The organism is Pseudomonas sp. LPB4.O (genome assembly GCF_038383825.1).
Taxonomy (GTDB): Bacteria; Pseudomonadota; Gammaproteobacteria; order Pseudomonadales; family Pseudomonadaceae; genus Aquipseudomonas; species Aquipseudomonas putida.
This window is the reverse complement of the sequence record NZ_CP151298.1, coordinates 2867113-2883346: the sequence shown is the minus strand read 5'-3', so window position 1 is coordinate 2883346 and position 16234 is coordinate 2867113. Positions and strand designations below refer to the sequence as shown.

The following is a 16234-nucleotide window of genomic DNA, read 5'->3' as shown; positions in this document are numbered from 1 at the left end:
TGCTTTGCAGCCCCGGCAACCTCAAGCCAAGCCCTGCTCCATCAGCCACCGCCGCACCATCCTCTGCTGTTCACCCGCAAGCCCCGACAACACCGCCTCAACAGGCCGGCCACTAAGTATTTCCCGCAGTACAGGCGCCAACGCCACGCCCTGCAAATGCCACACCCCCAACGGCTGATCCGGCGTTACCACGACCTCGGCCGCATCCACCAGCCCATCACGCAGCACCGGCCGCCGCTCAACCCGTACTGCTTGCCAATCAGCCGCCTGATGCAGTGGCTGCGTATCCGGCCAGCCCTGGCGCCTGGCCCAGAACGGCTGCCCTGCCCGCCCCTGCTCCTGCCCGTAGAAATCCCGCCCGATACGGGCAAAGCGCAAGAACAGCTGCTCGATCCGCTGCTGGTGGAACTGCCGCGCCAACTCGGCCCGTTCAGGCCTGCGCAGCAATGTATTTATCACCACCGGTGCCTGTAACGCCGAAGATAGCGACTGGAAGATACCGTTGCCCGACAGCGGATCAACGGCCATCGCGGCATCACCCACCCGTATCCAGTCCTGCCCGACACATTCGCCCGCCACAATCGCCGTACTGCTGCGGGCATGCACCTGTGCTGGCACCCGCGCCCTCTCATCGAACAGCTCGGCTACCAGTGCACTCTGACATCGGCGGTCTGCGCAGTAGGCCCCCAGCTCGGACTTACCCGGCAACCCGGCGGCGTCCAGCGTGACTTGCCAATAACAGCGGCCATCCTCCAGCCGCGCCATCCACGCCCAGCCATCCTCCAGGCTTTCCACTGCCGACGCAGGCGCCGTGGGGCTACCTTGCCAGGTATTGAGCAGGCTGACGGTTTCCGGCCCGCGCAGGCGGTCTGCGGCCAGCGGTGCCTGACGGCCTCGAGCCTCAACGAGAAAATCAGCGATCAGTACCTGCCCATCGTCCAGACGAACACGATGACCGCCCTCGTGCACGACCTCGCGCACCCGTCCCTCGACCACACTCACACCCGCACGCTGAAGGTCGTCGCGCAGCGCCCGGTCAAACCGTTGCCTATCCAGCAGAAATTCCTGGTTCATGTGCAGGTGCTGGCCATTCCAGTGCACCTGCCGGGTAGCCGGCATGGCCGCGTGGCCCAAGGCCCCGCCAAGACCCGCATGCCGCAAGCCCTCCAGTACCCGCTGCGAAACCCCTTCCACTGCCGCGAAACGGCGCCATTGCGACACCACCGTCACGGTGTAGCCAAGCCGCCGCAAGCCGATAGCCGTGGCAGCACCTGCAGGGCCGGCGCCCAGTACCACAATGCGCGGTTCAGGCATGGCTGGCACCTCGTCGCTCAGGGCCGGTAAACGCTGCATTGCGGCGTAACCAGTCATAAACCTGCTGGCGGTCCATCCCCGGCTCCTCGCGCATCAGCGCCGCGATCCTGCCGCTCAAGGCTGCGCAACCCAGACTCGCGCCCGCCCTGCCGCCTGCCCCGACATAACCGCCAAAATCCGCCTGCCCGGTGCCCAGCCAGGACCACTGGCCGGGCGCGCAACGGGCATCACCGGTAACCCGGAGCACCCCGGGGTAGCTGGCCGGGTACACCGGCTCACCCTGCGCCGGGCTGGATGCACACAACAGCACGCCAGCCGCCAGCGCTTCGGTACAGGCCTGGTGCAGCACAGGCCGGTCCTGCTGCAACCCCAGGCTGAGGTTGACCAGCGTGGCCCCTGCCTCCACCAGCCACAACAGTCCGGCCGCCACCTGCAAGGCGCTGGTGCTGGCCTGGCCACCAAACACCTGGGCCACCAGCAACGGTACCGGGCCGGCCTCGCGTTGCAAGCCGGCAAGCACCGCACTGCCATGTCCAAGCTGGTCCGGCCGTATTTCTCCTTCACGCAACTGGCCGTCTTCCAGCCAGAAACGGCGGGCACCCAGCAAACCGTTGGCCTGCTCCGGCGAGCAGCCACTGTCGAGGATGCCAACGCGCACGTCAGTGCCCATGCTTGATCACCTCCTGCGGCAGCACCTGCAGCTGGCCGTCATGCAGCTGCAAGTGCAGGTCGGCGTCGGCCAGGGTCGAAGCCCGATGGCTGATCAGGATGCGCGTGCGGCCAGCGAACAGTTGGTCGATGGCCGCAATCACTTCGCGCTCAGTGGCTTCATCCACTGCCGAGGTAGCCTCGTCCAGCACCAGAATCGCCGGGGCTTGCAGTACCGCACGGGCGATGGCAATGCGTTGCTTCTGGCCGCCGGACAACTGCTGGCCACGCTCGCCCAACAGGCTGTCCAGACCCAACGGCAGGCTGTCGACCAGGCTGTCCAGCCGCGCCAGGCGCACCACTCGCTCCAGCTCCGCGCGGCTGGCTTCCGGCACGCCGTAGGCAAGGTTTTGCGCAAGGGTGCCACGGAATAGCACGATGTCCTGGCTGACAACGGCTATGCGACGGCGCAGCGCGGCCAGGTCCAGTTCGCGCAGGTCGGTGCCATCCAGCAGGATGCGCCCGGCGTCCGGGTCATAGAAACGTTGCAGCAGGTCGATGAGGGTCGACTTGCCCACCCCCGAGGCACCGCTGATGGCCACCTTCAGGCCACCCGGCACGCACACCTGCACGTTGTCCAGCACGGCGCCCTGCCGCCCTTCATGGGCGAAGCTCAGCGCCTCAAGGCGCAATTCGCCCGGCCCGTCGGGCATTGGCAGCGGGTTGGCTGCCGGGCGCACGGCCACGGCCTCGCGCTTGAGCTCCATCACCCGCCCCAGGCTCACCGCCATGCGTTGTACCGCCACGTACAGGCCCAGCAGGCTCTGCACCGGGCCTACTGCCATGCCCATGTAGGTGGAAAAGGCGATCAGCGCGCCCAACTGCCAGGTCCCCTGGATAACCCACCAACCGCCGACCAGGAACGCGCAAGCGCGGCACCAGGAGGTGAGCGTGCCGGGGATGGCCTGGGTGAAGAATTCGGTCACCTGCACCTTTAACAGCTGACGCATGTAGCCTTGCCCAAGCTGGTCCAGCCGCCCTGCCTCGCGGCCTTGCTGGCCGGCTGCCTGAATGAACTTCATCGCCGGCAAGGTCTCGACCAGGAACGAAGACACATCCGCCGAACGCTCGCGCAGGCTGCGCACCTCTCGCTCCACCTTGCGCCGCATCCAGCGCAGCCACAGCACCTCGATCGGCACAAGCAACGCCAGCAACAGCGACAGCTGCCATGACAGCATCAGCATCAACGCCACCGCGCCCACCAGGCCAATGACGGCAGATACAGCCGAGAACAACGAATCCACGGCAAACCGCTGGATCTCCGCCACATCGCCATCCAGCCGCGAAAGAATGTCGCCCATGCGCCGCCGCCCATAGAATGTCGGCGACAACTGCTGCAGGTGACGGTACAGGTCATCACGCAGGGCAAACAGGATGCGCCCCGACAACCGCGTATGCAGGTAGCGGTTGACCCCGGCCAGCACCGTGCCCAACAGGCCCGCGCCGATCATGATCGCCGCCATGTGCCAGAGGGTCTGGTAGTCCTTGGCCAACAGCCCCTCGTCAATCAGTGTCTTGACCAGCCAGGGCTGTGCCAGCGCCAGCAGCGAGGCGCCCAGTGACAAGCCGAGCAACAGGCCGATGGCACGCCGATGCGGGCGTACGAAACCATACAGCCAGGCCAACGCCTGGCGCATGAGCGCAGGGTCGCTGGACTCCACCAGCCTTGCGAACAAGGGGCCCATGGTCAGCTGCGCAACTGTTTGAGCTTGCGGTACAGCGTCGCCCGGCTGATCCCCAGTGCCTCGGCCGCGGCGGAAACGTTGCCCTGGTGGCGCGCCAAGGCGCCGCGAATCAACTCCAGTTCGTTGTCCTTGAGGCTGCCGGAGGGCGTCGTGCCGCTGGCCAGTTCGTCCAGCAGGCAATCGGTGAGGTGGTCCAGGGTCAGCACCTGCTCGCCGTCCTCGCGCATGGCCAGCGCCGTGCGCACAACCATTTCCAGCTGGCGGATGTTGCCCGGCCAGTCGAAGCCTTCGAGCAATGTGGCCAGTGCCGGGTCCAGGGTTACGCCACGGGCATCGGCCTTGTCCAGCAGGCCCTGGATGATCTGCGCCAGGTCATCACGCTCGCGCAGCGCCGGCAAGCGCAGTGATACGCCGTTGACCCGGTAGTACAGGTCTTCGCGGAAGTGCTGCTCCTGTACCAGGCGCTTGAGGTCGCGGTGGGTGGCGCAGATCAGCGCCACATCGATGTCCTGCTCGTCACCGGCACCCAGCGGTGCCACCCGGCGTTCCTGCAGTACCCGCAGCAGGCGCGCCTGCAAAGCCAGCGGCATGTCGCCAATTTCGTCAAGGAACAGCGTGCCACCATGAGCCTGCATCAACCGCCCGACCATGCCGCCCCGCCGGGAGCCTGTGAAGGCGCCCTCGCGGTAGCCGAACAGCTCGGACTCGATCAAACCTTCGGGGATGGCGGCGCAATTCACGGCCACAAACGGTTTGTCAGCCCGCGGGCTGGCTTGGTGCAGGGCCCGGGCGACCACTTCCTTGCCGGTACCGGTCTCGCCCAGCAGCAGCACTGGCAGGCCATTGCCCAACCCTTGGCGGGCCATGCGCAGGTTGCGCGCCAGACGTGGATCGCCACCGGCCAATGCATCGAGCGCGGGAGACTGCTTGCCGAGCGTCGGTTTGCTGACTGGCGGACTGCTATTCACCCGGCCATGACGCGGCAACTGCAAAGCACGGAAGTAGAACTCGCCTTTAGCCGTCTGCACACTGCTCACCCCGCCCTGCCACAGGCGTGCAATAAACGCGGGTGAACGTTCGCCGAGCAGGTCCGTACTGTGCCGGCCGATCAGCTCATGGCGCGGCACCTGCAATAGCTGGCAGGCACTGTCGTTGGCCGCCAGCACCTCACCGTCCAGGCTCAACGCCAACAGGCCATGCCAGGCACTGTTGAGGTACTGCGGGCGGCTGTGGAACGCCAGCACCAGTTGCTCTGGGTGGCACAAACCAAACATGCGGCTCTCGATGTTGCCGGCAGCCAGCATCAGTGTCGACAGGCTGTCCTGCGGTTGCGCCATCACCCCTTCACGGGTGATATCGAGCACGCCGATCACTTCGCCACGCGGGTCACGCAGGGGTACCGAGGTGCAGGAAAACGGGCTGAGGCGGTCAAGGTAATGTTCGCCGCAGTTGATCAGCGTAGGCCGGCCTTCCACTACGGCGGTGCCGATGGCATTGGTGCCGCGCAGCGACTCGCTCCAGCAACTGCCCGGGTGCAGGTCGCGCAGGCCCTCGCGCTGCAACACATGCTTCTGCCCTTCGATGGCCAGCACGTTGGCCTCGGCGTCGCCGAGGATGACAATACCGGCCTTGCCCTGGCGTGCTACCAGGTAGTCCAGCTCCGGGGTGACGGCGTCGACCAACAGGCGGTTGCGCTCCAGCAGCATGCGCAGGTCATGGCCCTGCTCCAGGCCCAGGCCGACCTGTTCGCCCTGCAGGCAATCCAGGCCATGGCCCAGGCTGCGGCGCCAGGACGCGTCGATCTCGTCGCGCAGCATGCCCAGCGGTAATTCGCCTTCGCTGGCCAGCTTCAGGCGGGCCTGGCGGGATTCGTGCAGCGGGTCGTGGGCGTTTGTTATTAGTTGTCGCGCCATTTTCTACTCCGGCTGTGCCCCGCAATGTGGCGGGGTACGGGCTTGGGAATTTTCCGCAGTGTGCGGTAGAAAAGGCTGGCCGTCATCTGGTAGTGGATGGATTGGGGTGTAGCTGGCCAGGTTACTTGACGCTGGCGCAATCCCTGTGGGAGCTGGCTTGCCGGCGATCACCGGCGTTGCCGGTGCGATCCACCGCGTCGCCTGCTTCGCGGGCTTGCCCGCTCCCACAGGGTTCGCAGCAAGCCTGAGGACTGCGGTGTACCTGTGGGAGCGGGCGAGCCCGCGAAGAGGCCCTGGAGGTCAATCAGGGATATCGCTCCTTGATTCACTGGAGCCGCCACAAATCGCTGGCCAGCAGACGCATGCATTTAGAGGCAACCAAGAATGGGATGCGTAGCGCCCCCAGCAATGAGGGATATGCAATTTTTAAAATGGCGCTTCTTTAGACCGAGGAAGCACTATCCGACCTGACCTCACTTGTCGGACGGCTATCAAATAATATGCCTTCGTCCGGAAGACTATCTCCATTTGGTTACGTTGAGTGGGCATGTCAAGGAACTGAGAAAAATCATAATCTCTACCCAGCTTAAGACGTGCCATGCTTTTTGTGTATACCGAGAAAATCATAGTTTCTTTATTGTCATACCGTTGAATGCTGCCAGCAATCTTGGTGGGCACTTCAATTTCTGGTGCTGCGTAGAAGCCCGGACCCAAAAACTCACGACCAGGAGTGCCTTGAAATATTGGATCAAGGTTAGCCTGCAGACTTTTCAGATTTTCAGACGCACTCGCGTGCAAACCAACCATGTCCCACTCTTTTACAATTTCATCATCCGAAGGCCTGTCAAGAAGTGCCGGCATCGACGCCCGCCTTACCCTTGACCGGCCGGCCTTGTATAAAAACCCCGTAACAATTCTGAAATACCTCGCTTTTCTGAAATTCCTTGGAAATATAGGCCACATTTGATGCCCGCTCGGATCTTGCCGATTCACTGGATCTCCTGCACAGTAACAATATGCATTTATCCCACCTCTTCCGAACGGACTTAGATTGTCAGGAGAACTGAAGCGCATTAAAGTCGGATAAAAATTCCGATAACCATTCCCCAGCAAGTAACCTTCAGTCACCTGCTCTTGCCGCTCACCATTGAAGCCCAATACGCGTGACACGCCCACCTCACGATCACAGTAGCCATAGGGTGAATACGTCACCTCCTGGCTCTCAGGGGCTAATCGAGGTGTACCAGAGAAAGGCTGCCGAGATTGGCATTCACGTGCATTCATACCATCTAGATTGTCGCCCGCCATTAGCCTGTACCGAAAGCCATCTTTAGCGTAACAGTCGCATATGAAATTTGAAGTGCGCTACTGGCAGAAGCATCAGTTTTCATTCCAGTAAATTCATGCTAACCCGTCGCCACCTTCCGCCCGCACGAACGGCAAACAACAATGTACGCAGGTTGCGTAGACCGCGAATGAATGATTGCGTCGCCTGCACCGGCCTCTTCGCGGGTAAACCCGCTCCTACGAGGGACCGCGTCAAGCCTGAGGCCAGCGCTTGTGGGAGCGGGCTTACCCGCTTAGAGGCCCTCCAGACCAATCACGGCTGCTGATTCTGGCTCAGGTACTTGTCCACCGTAGCCTTGCCCTCCCCCGCATCCCCCGCCACCTGCCACAGCCGCCGTTCAATCCCCTGCGCCAGCAAGTGCCCCACCGCCGACTCAATCGCCGACAGCACGCACAGCTGTGCCGGTTCATTGGTGGTGTAGCCCACCTCGGCTTCCAGCAGCTTCTTGAACTCGATGAACTTGAACACCCCGGCACTGCGGCCGACCGAATAGATAGTCTTGCTGGTCATCACATTGGCCAGCACCTGCCCGGTGCGCACATCCACCGCACGCAGGTTCACGGTCACCTGATCCACCCGGTACTCGCGGGAGATGTCTATCCCCAGGTAGCGGGCCCCCTCGCCGCCACTGCGCACGTTGGTGTCATAGGCGATGATGCCGCCCTCCAGCATCAGGTTAGCGGCCTGCAGCGGTGGCAGTTCGCCCATGATGTTCTCGGCTACATCCGGCTTTTTCTGCGAAGCACGGATGATCTTGCGCTCGGTCAGCAGGTTCTGCAGCCCTTCACGCTCCAGCACCACGAACCAGCCGCTGGCACTCAAGGCGTCCATCAGCATGCTGGCCGCGCCCTGGGTGACGCTGGTGGAGAATGAACTGGCCGGGGTGGGCTTGTACTGCCCGGTCTGGTCGCGGAAGCCGTACACCACGGCCATCAGCCGGCCTTTGGGCCGTGGCATGTTGATCAGGTCGTAGTAGGTCGAGGCCCGAGGGGTCAGGGTCGGGGTTTCCGAGTCCTGTTCGGCCGACATGGGTTCGCGCAGGCTGCAACCCGTTTGCAGGCCCAGGGCGGTGAGGATCAGCAGCGTGCTCAGCAGACGTTTCATGGTGTTCTCTCCCCAACATAAAAGCCCTTCCCTCTCAGGGGTTCAGGCCGCTGACCTCAATGATCGAAATTTCTCCTGTGGCACGATCGGTGACCTTGATGCTCAAGGCCCCGGAATCGTCGATGACGTCGATGAGAAACGCATCGGTCGCCATGCTGCCGGTGCTGCCGTTGCTGATGTTGTCCAGCAACTGCGACAACATCCGCGACTCCAGCTGGTTGCTGAAGCGCTCCAGGGCCGTGGTGCCGGTAAAGGCCGAGGCACGGTCCTTGAGGTCGGGGTCGTCGTAATCGTTTTGCGCCTGGGCGTTGTTCAGCAGCCAGGTGCCGTTCAACGGGTTGCCGCCAAAGGCCGGGTTGACCGGGGTGTACACCAGCTCGGTGGCCTGGGCAGCGCAAGCGCTGGCCAGCAGGCAGGCGGCGATGCAACGTGGAATGCGGTGGTTCATAGCTCGTCCCTCTCCAAGTCGGTGGTGTCCTGTAGCAGGCGTTGCAGCTTGCGTTGAATGATTTGCTGCTTGACCAGGTCGGCGGCTGCCACGGCCTCGTCTTTGAGCTCGGTGGTGTTTGGTGGCAGGAAGCGGCGGTACATCACCTCACGCTCGAACTCCACGGTGACCAGGCTGCCCCAGCGGGCATCCGGGCGTTCGCGTACCACCAGGTTGAAGTCCAGGCGGCTGGTGGCGCGCAGGCGGTCGGCGAAGTAGTAGTAAAAGTCGTGGCCGATGTGCGAAATGGTGTTGTCGACGATGAAGCCCTGCATCTCGTCTTCGTCCCCGGCCTTGGCCGAAGTGGCCAACGCCAGCAGCAGGCCCAGGCACAGCGCAGCCAAGGTATTCATGGCGTGTCTCCCGGGCCGCTGTGGGTCTGCACGCCGCCGGCGCTTTCACTGAAGGCCTGCTCGGCGACGAACTGCCAGTCGCTGTAGTGTTCCAGCCCTTCGAAACCGCTCCATTCGGCGCTGAAGCCACTGCGCTTGAACGGAGTAGCGTCCGAGCGGCTGTACACGCCGGTGATGCGGCCGTCGATTGCACGCAGCAGGCCCCACTCGTCGCTGTTGGTGATGGGGTCGGGGTACAGCCGACGAATGTGCCGCTGGGCCTGAGGGAAGCGGTTGTCCTGCAGCAGGTCGGCCAGCGCCTGCGGGTATTGGGCCAGGCCCGGCGAGGCACGGTAGTAGCTGCGCAAGGCTTGGGCGTACTGGCTGCCCACCCACAGCAACTGGTGCTCGCGATCACGCTGGGCGGCGCTGGCCCAGATCGTGCCAGTGGCGGCCAGGGCCACACTGCTGACCGCAATCAGCAGCAGCACGCCCAGGTAGGTGAAGCCACGCTCGGCCTTACCACTCAGCGAAGAGGCTGCCATCACGCGCCCTCCCTGTGGCACCGCTTTTGATATCGGCCACGCCGCCGGCCACGCCCTCGGGCGGTGGCACCAGCTGCCAGGCATCGCTGCGCTCGGTGATCGGGTCGACCGGGGTATTGCGCAGGTAACGTTGCTCAACCAACTGCTCCAGCGAGTCCGGGTAGTGACCGGTGTCGCCGTAGTAGTGGTCCAGCGACTCGCGCAGCACCGCCAGGCTTTGGCGCAGGGTGGCTTCGCGGGAGCTTTCCAGGCTGTTGAAGTAGCGCGGCATGGCGATGGTCATCAGCGTGGCGATGATCGCCATGACCACCAGCAGTTCGATCAGGGTGAAGCCTTTGCTGCGTTTCATGGCTGTCACCATTGCCCGTAGGGGATGCTGTTGAGGCCTTTGCCACGGGCCCTGGAATACACGTCGAACACATCTTCGCCTTCGCGCGGGTTGTCGGGGCTGCTGTCATAGGCGCGCAGGCCCCAGCCGCCTTGGTCTTCATCCTTGGCCGCCAGCAGCGGGTCATGCGGGATGCGCCGCAGGAAGTAGAACTTGGCACCCTTGGCGCTGCGCACATCGCGCACACCGTCCACCAGCACCTGCAGGTTCGGCGGATAGCCGCTGGCGTCCAGGCGCTTCTCGATGTAGCCAGCGTCGAAGGCCCGCTTGTAGGCGTCGATGGCATCTCGAATCTGGTACAGCGCCTCGCGCAGTTGCTGTTCCTTGCCGCGGCGCACCACGGTTTCGGTCAGTGGCGCGGCCATGCTGGCCAGCAGCCCGAGCAGTGCCAGGGTCAGCACCACTTCGATCAGGCTGAAGCCCTGCATGCGGCGCCGGGCTTTCATGGCCGTGGGCTCCCGTTGGCCGGGGCCACTGCCATCTGGCTGTCCACGACCGGTGCGTCGGTAGCCGGCGCGTTGCCGGGCACGTCCATTGGCGGTAGCGGGGCCATCTGACGTACCTGCATGGCCGACTCGGTGCCGGTGGAGAACTCCATGTCCGACGGGCTCTGGTACGGCAGGTTGCGCACGATGCGCGGGGTAATCGCCAGCACCAGCTCGGACTTGCTCATGTCGTCCTTGTTGCTGCCGAACAGCCGGCCCAGGCCGGGGATGTCACCCAGCCCCGGGATCTTGTTGCCGCTGGCGTTGTGGTCGTTGCGCACCAGGCCGGCCAGTACCTGGGTTTCGCCATCGTGCAGGCGCAGGGTGGTCTGGGCATTGCGGGTGTCGACCTGGACCGGGATGGTGCCCTGGCGGGTAGCCTCCAGCGGGGTGGCGTTACTGACTTCCAGGGCCACCTTGATCGCCACTTCGTTGTTCAGGTGCACGGTGGGTTGCACTTCAAGCTTGAGACCCACGTCCAGGTAGGTGACGCTTTCAGTGATCACCGGGCCCTGGGTGGACGGCACCGAAGTGGCGCTGATGATCGGCACTCGCTGGCCGATGTGAATACGTGCCTGCTCGCGGTTGCTGACGCGGATCACCGGGCTGGCCAAGGTGTTGATGTCTTTGTCCGAGGCATTGATCTTGGCCTGCGGTGCCGGCCCGATGCTGATGCGGCTGGAGTCGATGCCCCTCAGCTGGTCGAGCACGCTGACCGGTTTGCCGTCGGAAGTCAGCACGCCGAACGTGTTGGGCCATTGCAGGCCAAGGTCGAGGATGCGCGAGGTGGCCACTTCCATCACCTCCACTTCCAGCACCACTTCGGGGTTGGACTGGTCCTGCGACTGCAGCAGCTTTTCGGCCATGCGCACGGCATCGGGGGTGTCGCGCATGGTCAGGGTGTTGAGGCGCTCGTCGACGAACACGTCGCGGGTCTTGAGCATGGTCTTGACCATGTTCAGCGCGGTGTTGGCGTCGATGCTGGTCAGGTAGAAGGTGCGCATGACCAGTTCCTGGTAGTCCTTGGTCTTCTGCGGCGAGTCGGGGTACACCATCAGGGTGTTGTCGTTGACGATCTTCTGGCGCAGCTGGTTCTGCTCCAGCAGCAGCGCCACGGCGTCTTCGATGCGCACTTCACGCACGAAGATGGTGGCCTTCATGTCCGGGCGAAGGTCTTTGTCGAAGATGAAATTGATACCGGCGACCTGGGACAGCACTTCGAAAATGGTCTTCAGGTTGGCATCACGAAACTCCAGGGTGACCGGCCGGTCCAGCTTGCTGCGCAGCTGCGGGAAGGGTTGCGCGGTGCGCGCCTGGACATTCTCGATGTCGCTGCGCAGGGCCATGCCCTTCTGGTTTTGCGGGTCCAGGCGCAGCACTTCGCGCATGTAACGCTCGGCGCCGAACAGGTCGCCCTGGCGCAACGCTGCCTGGCCCAGGGCCACGCGCTCGTCGAGGGTACGGATCAGCTCCAGCTGGCGCGTACCTTCCTGGGCGCGGCGGTTGTTGGGCTCCAGGGTCAGCACCCGGCCATACCCCATGCGGGCGTTGGCAAAGTCATGGCGGATGCGGTCGGCATCGGCCTGGGTGATCAGCGCCTCGACTGCGGCCTGACGGCTGTGGGCCAGGGCGATGTTCAGCTCGGTATCACGCGGGTCGTCGCGCAGGGCTTCTTCCAGCCGGGCGATACCGGCTTCGTACTGGCCCTCCTTCATCAGCTGGTCGCTGTCCTTGCGTACCGCGCTGGAGCCGCAGCCGGCAATGGCCACGCACAACGCCAACAGCAGGAACGGAGCAGGCTTGCACAGCTTTGACGACTTCATGGTGCGCTCCCGACAGACAAGGTCTGCGACTGGTGCAAAGGCAGGTAGACCAGGCTCAGCTCGCTGGCCGATACCCGATCGAGGCGATACGTGTCTTCGATGACGTCGCCCTGGCGCACGACGTAGAGTTTTTCGCCGCTCTGCAGGAAGATCTGCAGGTCGTTGTCGTTGCCCATGCGGCCGATGAACTGGAACGGCAGCTCCGGGGCGGTCGGCGCTGTGGCCACGATGGGCGCGACAGCCACGGGTTGTTCGGTGACGGTGGCCAGGGCTTGGGGTTTGGTCCATTGCTGGGTTGGGAACAGATCACGGGAGGCCTGTTCCGGCCCTTTCGCGGCGGTTCGGCGCCCCGACTCGCCCGCTCCCATCGGATTTGTGAGTGCCGCAGAACCTGTGGGAGCGGGCGAGCCCGCGAAGGCCGCAACGCTATCTTCCTGGTCAAACCAGTGCCCTGGTGCCCAGGCGAGGACTGCGCTCACGCCGAGGAAGCTGGCCCAGATGACTGCACGTTGTGTGTTCATCATGACCTCGACAGGTAAAGGGTCATGCGCAGGCGGGCATTCAGCTCGCTGTCGCCGATGCGTTTGCGTTGCAGCTCGAGGTCTTCCAGCACCAAGGTCGGCAGCTGCTTGAGCAGGCCTTTGATAAAGGCGCGAATCTGCGGGTAGCTGCCGCGCACCGGCAGCACGATCTGGTAGCGAGCCAGCTGGGTCTTGGGATCGACGCCCAAGGCGTACTCACCGCGCGCCAGGCTGATGTGCTCGGCACTGGCCAGGTGGTAGAGGCGCTCGATCAGCTCGCTGGCCTGGGGCTGCCCCGGCAGTTGCTGGCGCAGGCTGTCGAGGGCCTGCTGCTCGGGCTTGACGGCGATCTTCACCTCGCCACGCTTGACCCGCCCGACCTGAACGCTGGCGTCCGCTTCGGTGGCGCGCAGTTCACGCACGCTCTGCCACTGCGGCAGCACCCCGGCGCACACCACGCCCAGCGCCAGCACGCCCACGGCGACGGCGGCCAGGCCAACCGGGCCGACGCGGCGCAGGCGTTCCTGGAGGATGAGGCTGTTCAGCGATTCAAGGGCGCGCATGGCCAGTCTCCCAGGTGGCGGTGAGAGTGAAGCGCACCGGGTGCTCGGGCTGCGCGGCCAACACCTCATGGTTGAGCAGCGATACATCGCTGAGCTCATCGCTGGCTTCCAGGCGCTGGTGGTACTGCAGCATCGCTTCCAGGTTGCGTGCCTCCGCGGCGATACGGACCTGGCCTTTGCGCGCGTCCGGGGTCAGGCCGAGCAGCGCCACATCGTCCTGCGGCATGGCTTCGAGCATGGCGAACAGCTGCTGCCAGGGGCGTTGCAGTTGTTGCGACACGCTGCGCATCTGGGCCAGTCGCTCGGCCTGCTCACGGCTGGCAGCAGTACTTTGCGGGGCCACGGTGGCCGGGCGGCGGCCCAGTTGCAGCTCCAGGCTGTGCACGCTGGCCTCAAGGTCTACCTGCTCGGTCTGCAAATGCTGTTGCAGCAGCACCAGGCCGGCGACCATGGCGCAGCCCAGGGCCAGCAGCGACCAGGCCAGTGGGCCGCTGCGCCGGGGTTGGAATTCCAGTTCAAGGCGGCGCATGTCAAGCCACCGCCCGCCACATGGCGCACAGCGGGTCGGCTTCGCTGGCCGGCTGGCACAGCTGCACCGCCGCCAGTTGCGGCACGTCGCCCCGGCCCGGGGCATGCAGGTACACCCGTGGCAGGTGCTCGCCATACAGCTCGCAGGTGCGCTCGATCAACGCTTGCAGGGCCTGGTCGCTGTCGGCGCAGCCTTGCGTCAGCACTTGCTGCCAGGCGCCGCCAGCGGCCAGCAGCAGCACGCTGCGGCGCGGCTCGGCCAGCACGAACAGGAAGTCGCCCTGCTCCAGCTGCGGCGAGCAGCGGTTATAGGCAGCCATCAGGTACGGCTGCACCGAGCGCAGGCTCAGGCGGGTTTCCCGGCCCAGCCCCTGCAACCGTTGCAGCAGGGCTTCGGGCAGCGCCGTGGCGATGCGGGCGGCACCGGCAGGCTCAGGCGACAGCACGATACGCCAGTCGTCCAACGGCTGCCCGTAGAGGTTTTCGAAGCAGGCCCGGGCATAGGCGTCCAGCTCGCGCGGGTGGCCGATGGCATCACTCCAGGGCACCAGGCAGAAGCGGCTGTAGCGGGCCGACAACAGCACCCGCAACCGGGCGCCACGTACAGCATGCTCGGCCAACAGCCCGGCCAGCGCGTCGACCGCGGCGTCCCAGGCAGGCTGGGCGGCGTCGCAACTGAACTCGCGGCTGCCCAGCCACTGGTGTTGGTGTTTGTGCCAGCAACCCAAGCCGACACCCTCGGCGCCGACCACGGCACAGAAACGATCAGATGAATGTGACACGGTTGATCTCCTCAAGTGTGGTACGGCCATCGCGGACCAGGTCCAGGGCCGAAGCCCGCAGCAGGCGCAGGCCGCGCTGGCAGGCGAGGGTCTTGATTTGCGAGAGGGGGCGGCGCTCGACGATCATCTGCCGCAGGTCGTCGTCCAGGTGCAGCAGTTCGGCGATGGCGCTGCGGCCGCGAAAGCCGCTGCCCCGGCACTGGCCGCAGCCCTGCACGCGGACGAACTTCCAGCCGGCCACGCCCTCACGGGTCAGGCCCGAGCCATACAGGGTGTCGTCATCCACTTCGCAGGGGCTGGAGCAATGGGTGCAGGCCAGGCGGATCAGGCGCTGGGCCAGCACCGCGTTCAGCGCGGAAACAAAGCTGTAGGGGTCGACCTGCATCTGGCTGAAGCGGCCGATCACGTCGAATACGTTGTTGGCGTGGATGGTGGTGAACACCAGGTGGCCGGTGAGCGCCGACTGCACGGCAATTTGCGCGGTGTCCGGGTCGCGGATCTCACCCACCAGGATCTTGTCCGGGTCGTGGCGCAAGATGGAGCGCAGGCCGCGGGCGAAGGTCAGGCCTTTCTTCTCGTTGACCGGGATCTGCAACACGCCGGGCAGTTGGTACTCGACCGGGTCTTCGATGGTGATGATCTTGTCCACGCCGTGGTTGATCTCGCTGATCATGGCGTACAGGGTGGTGGTCTTGCCGCTGCCGGTGGGGCCGGTGACCAGGATCATGCCGTAGGGTTCGGCAGCCAGCCGGCGCAGCGCGCGCAGGGTTTCGTCGGCAAAACCCAGGGCCTGCAGTTGCACGCCGCTGACCCGGTCGGACAAGTCCTGCTTGTCGAGCACCCGCAGCACGGCGTCTTCGCCAAAGATGCTGGGCATGATCGATACCCGGAAATCGATTTGCCGGTCGCCCACGGCAACCTTGAAGCGGCCGTCCTGGGGCACGCGTTTTTCGCCAATGTCCAGTTCGGCCATGACCTTGATGCGCGAGATCACCTGGTCGGCGAAGGCACTGCCACTGGCCTTGCCGGCGCCGTTGAGCACACCGTCGATGCGGTACTTGATGGTCAGGCCCTGGCCGGTCATGCCCAGGTGGATGTCGCTGGCGTGCAGCTTGAGGGCGTCGTACAGGGTGGAGTTGACCAGCTTGACCACGCGGCTCTGGTCTTCGCTGATGCTGGCCAGCGAAAGGCGTTGCAGCGGGTCGCCTTCGCTGCTGGCCTCGGCGTCATGGTCAAGGGCATCGACGGCGTGGAAGCTTTCTTCGTGGCGGGCAAGGAAGGTGGCCAGTTCGGCGGCGTGGGCCAGGTACAGCGGCGCGCCTTGCAGTACATCATCGATCCAGGCCAGGCGAGCGGGGTCGAAGGGGTCGGCGAACACGCCCAACAGCTGGCCGCCCTGCTCGATCAGCACGAATTCGCGCTTCAGGCACGCAGCTAGGCTGACCTTGTCAAAGCGTGGGCTGCTCGCCAGCAGGGTGTGGCTGTCCAGCACCTGGTAATGCAGGGTCAGGCCAAGGCGACGGGTGAAGGTGTCGGGGTTGTCGCAAGCAAGGCGTTCGAGGCAGTTGAGCAGGCGCTCGTCGCTGGCTTGCAGACGGGCCTGGGCCAGCAGGTCGCGGGGGTAGGCTGAGACTGGTGCATCGAATGCTGCTGGCATGGCCTGCGACTCCGCTCAGGGGGCGCGTCGCAGGCTGGCTCAGCCAGGGGT

General features: G+C 64.7%; 17 protein-coding genes and 1 pseudogene. All 18 read right to left on the bottom strand.

Going from position 1 to position 16234, the window contains the following annotated elements; translation table 11 throughout:
* Window positions 1–21: 21 nt before the first annotated feature.
* Complete coding sequence (locus tag MRBLPB4O_RS12900; RefSeq protein WP_341798737.1) at window positions 22–1314, bottom strand: tryptophan 7-halogenase; 1293 nt, start codon at window positions 1312–1314, stop codon at window positions 22–24.
* Complete coding sequence (locus tag MRBLPB4O_RS12895; protein ID WP_341798736.1) at window positions 1307–1984, bottom strand: peptidase S8 and S53 subtilisin kexin sedolisin; 678 nt, start codon at window positions 1982–1984, stop codon at window positions 1307–1309. Before MRBLPB4O_RS12895 ends, MRBLPB4O_RS12900 begins: the two co-directional genes overlap by 8 nt.
* Entirely contained in the window at window positions 1974–3707 is a 1734-nt protein-coding gene (locus MRBLPB4O_RS12890; RefSeq protein ID WP_341798735.1) for an ABC transporter ATP-binding protein, read from the bottom strand. The genes MRBLPB4O_RS12895 and MRBLPB4O_RS12890 overlap by 11 nt, the downstream gene beginning before the upstream one ends.
* Before the next feature lie 2 nt (window positions 3708–3709).
* Window positions 3710–5620, bottom strand: coding sequence for a sigma-54-dependent Fis family transcriptional regulator (locus tag MRBLPB4O_RS12885; RefSeq protein WP_341798734.1), 1911 nt, complete (start codon window positions 5618–5620; stop codon window positions 3710–3712).
* A 426-nt stretch (window positions 5621–6046) separates the two neighbouring features.
* Window positions 6047–6481, bottom strand: a complete 435-nt coding sequence (locus tag MRBLPB4O_RS12880; RefSeq protein WP_341798946.1) for a hypothetical protein — start codon at window positions 6479–6481, stop codon at window positions 6047–6049.
* A 117-nt stretch (window positions 6482–6598) separates the two neighbouring features.
* Window positions 6599–6904, bottom strand: a pseudogene (locus MRBLPB4O_RS12875) (RHS repeat-associated core domain-containing protein); the annotation flags it as partial.
* Window positions 6905–7220: 316 nt separating this feature from the next.
* On the bottom strand, window positions 7221–8072 hold the full coding sequence (locus MRBLPB4O_RS12870; protein ID WP_016499464.1) for a CsgG/HfaB family protein: 852 nt from the start codon (window positions 8070–8072) through the stop codon (window positions 7221–7223).
* Between the two features lie 34 nt (window positions 8073–8106).
* Window positions 8107–8520 (bottom strand): curli assembly protein CsgF, encoded by a 414-nt coding sequence (locus tag MRBLPB4O_RS12865; protein ID WP_016487339.1) that lies wholly within the window; start codon window positions 8518–8520, stop codon window positions 8107–8109.
* Window positions 8517–8912, bottom strand: coding sequence for a curli production assembly/transport protein CsgE (gene csgE, locus MRBLPB4O_RS12860; RefSeq protein WP_016499463.1), 396 nt, complete (start codon window positions 8910–8912; stop codon window positions 8517–8519). Before csgE ends, MRBLPB4O_RS12865 begins: the two co-directional genes overlap by 4 nt.
* A complete protein-coding gene (locus tag MRBLPB4O_RS12855) occupies window positions 8909–9436 on the bottom strand; it encodes a type II secretion system protein (protein ID WP_341798733.1) in 528 nt (175 codons plus the stop codon). The genes csgE and MRBLPB4O_RS12855 overlap by 4 nt, the downstream gene beginning before the upstream one ends.
* Window positions 9411–9785, bottom strand: a complete 375-nt coding sequence (locus MRBLPB4O_RS12850) for a type II secretion system protein (RefSeq protein WP_012272103.1) — start codon at window positions 9783–9785, stop codon at window positions 9411–9413. Before MRBLPB4O_RS12850 ends, MRBLPB4O_RS12855 begins: the two co-directional genes overlap by 26 nt.
* A gap of 5 nt (window positions 9786–9790) precedes the next feature.
* Window positions 9791–10270 carry a type II secretion system protein gene (locus MRBLPB4O_RS12845; protein WP_341798732.1) on the bottom strand — a complete coding sequence of 160 codons (480 nt, stop codon included), beginning with the start codon at window positions 10268–10270 and terminating at the stop codon, window positions 9791–9793.
* The gene (locus MRBLPB4O_RS12840; RefSeq protein WP_156858793.1) at window positions 10267–12132 is read right to left on the bottom strand and encodes a secretin N-terminal domain-containing protein; all 1866 of its coding nucleotides are present in this window, start codon (window positions 12130–12132) and stop codon (window positions 10267–10269) included. Before MRBLPB4O_RS12840 ends, MRBLPB4O_RS12845 begins: the two co-directional genes overlap by 4 nt.
* The gene (locus tag MRBLPB4O_RS12835) at window positions 12129–12653 is read right to left on the bottom strand and encodes a hypothetical protein (protein WP_341798731.1); all 525 of its coding nucleotides are present in this window, start codon (window positions 12651–12653) and stop codon (window positions 12129–12131) included. The genes MRBLPB4O_RS12840 and MRBLPB4O_RS12835 overlap by 4 nt, the downstream gene beginning before the upstream one ends.
* Window positions 12653–13216 carry a type 4a pilus biogenesis protein PilO gene (gene pilO, locus MRBLPB4O_RS12830; RefSeq protein ID WP_258651673.1) on the bottom strand — a complete coding sequence of 188 codons (564 nt, stop codon included), beginning with the start codon at window positions 13214–13216 and terminating at the stop codon, window positions 12653–12655. Before pilO ends, MRBLPB4O_RS12835 begins: the two co-directional genes overlap by 1 nt.
* Window positions 13203–13745: a pilus assembly protein gene (locus MRBLPB4O_RS12825; protein ID WP_341798730.1), complete on the bottom strand. Its 543-nt coding sequence runs from the start codon at window positions 13743–13745 to the stop codon at window positions 13203–13205. The genes pilO and MRBLPB4O_RS12825 overlap by 14 nt, the downstream gene beginning before the upstream one ends.
* Before the next feature lies 1 nt (window position 13746).
* The gene (locus MRBLPB4O_RS12820) at window positions 13747–14526 is read right to left on the bottom strand and encodes a hypothetical protein (RefSeq protein ID WP_341798729.1); all 780 of its coding nucleotides are present in this window, start codon (window positions 14524–14526) and stop codon (window positions 13747–13749) included.
* Window positions 14510–16183 carry a GspE/PulE family protein gene (locus MRBLPB4O_RS12815; protein ID WP_341798728.1) on the bottom strand — a complete coding sequence of 558 codons (1674 nt, stop codon included), beginning with the start codon at window positions 16181–16183 and terminating at the stop codon, window positions 14510–14512. The genes MRBLPB4O_RS12820 and MRBLPB4O_RS12815 overlap by 17 nt, the downstream gene beginning before the upstream one ends.
* Window positions 16184–16234: the final 51 nt, after the last annotated feature.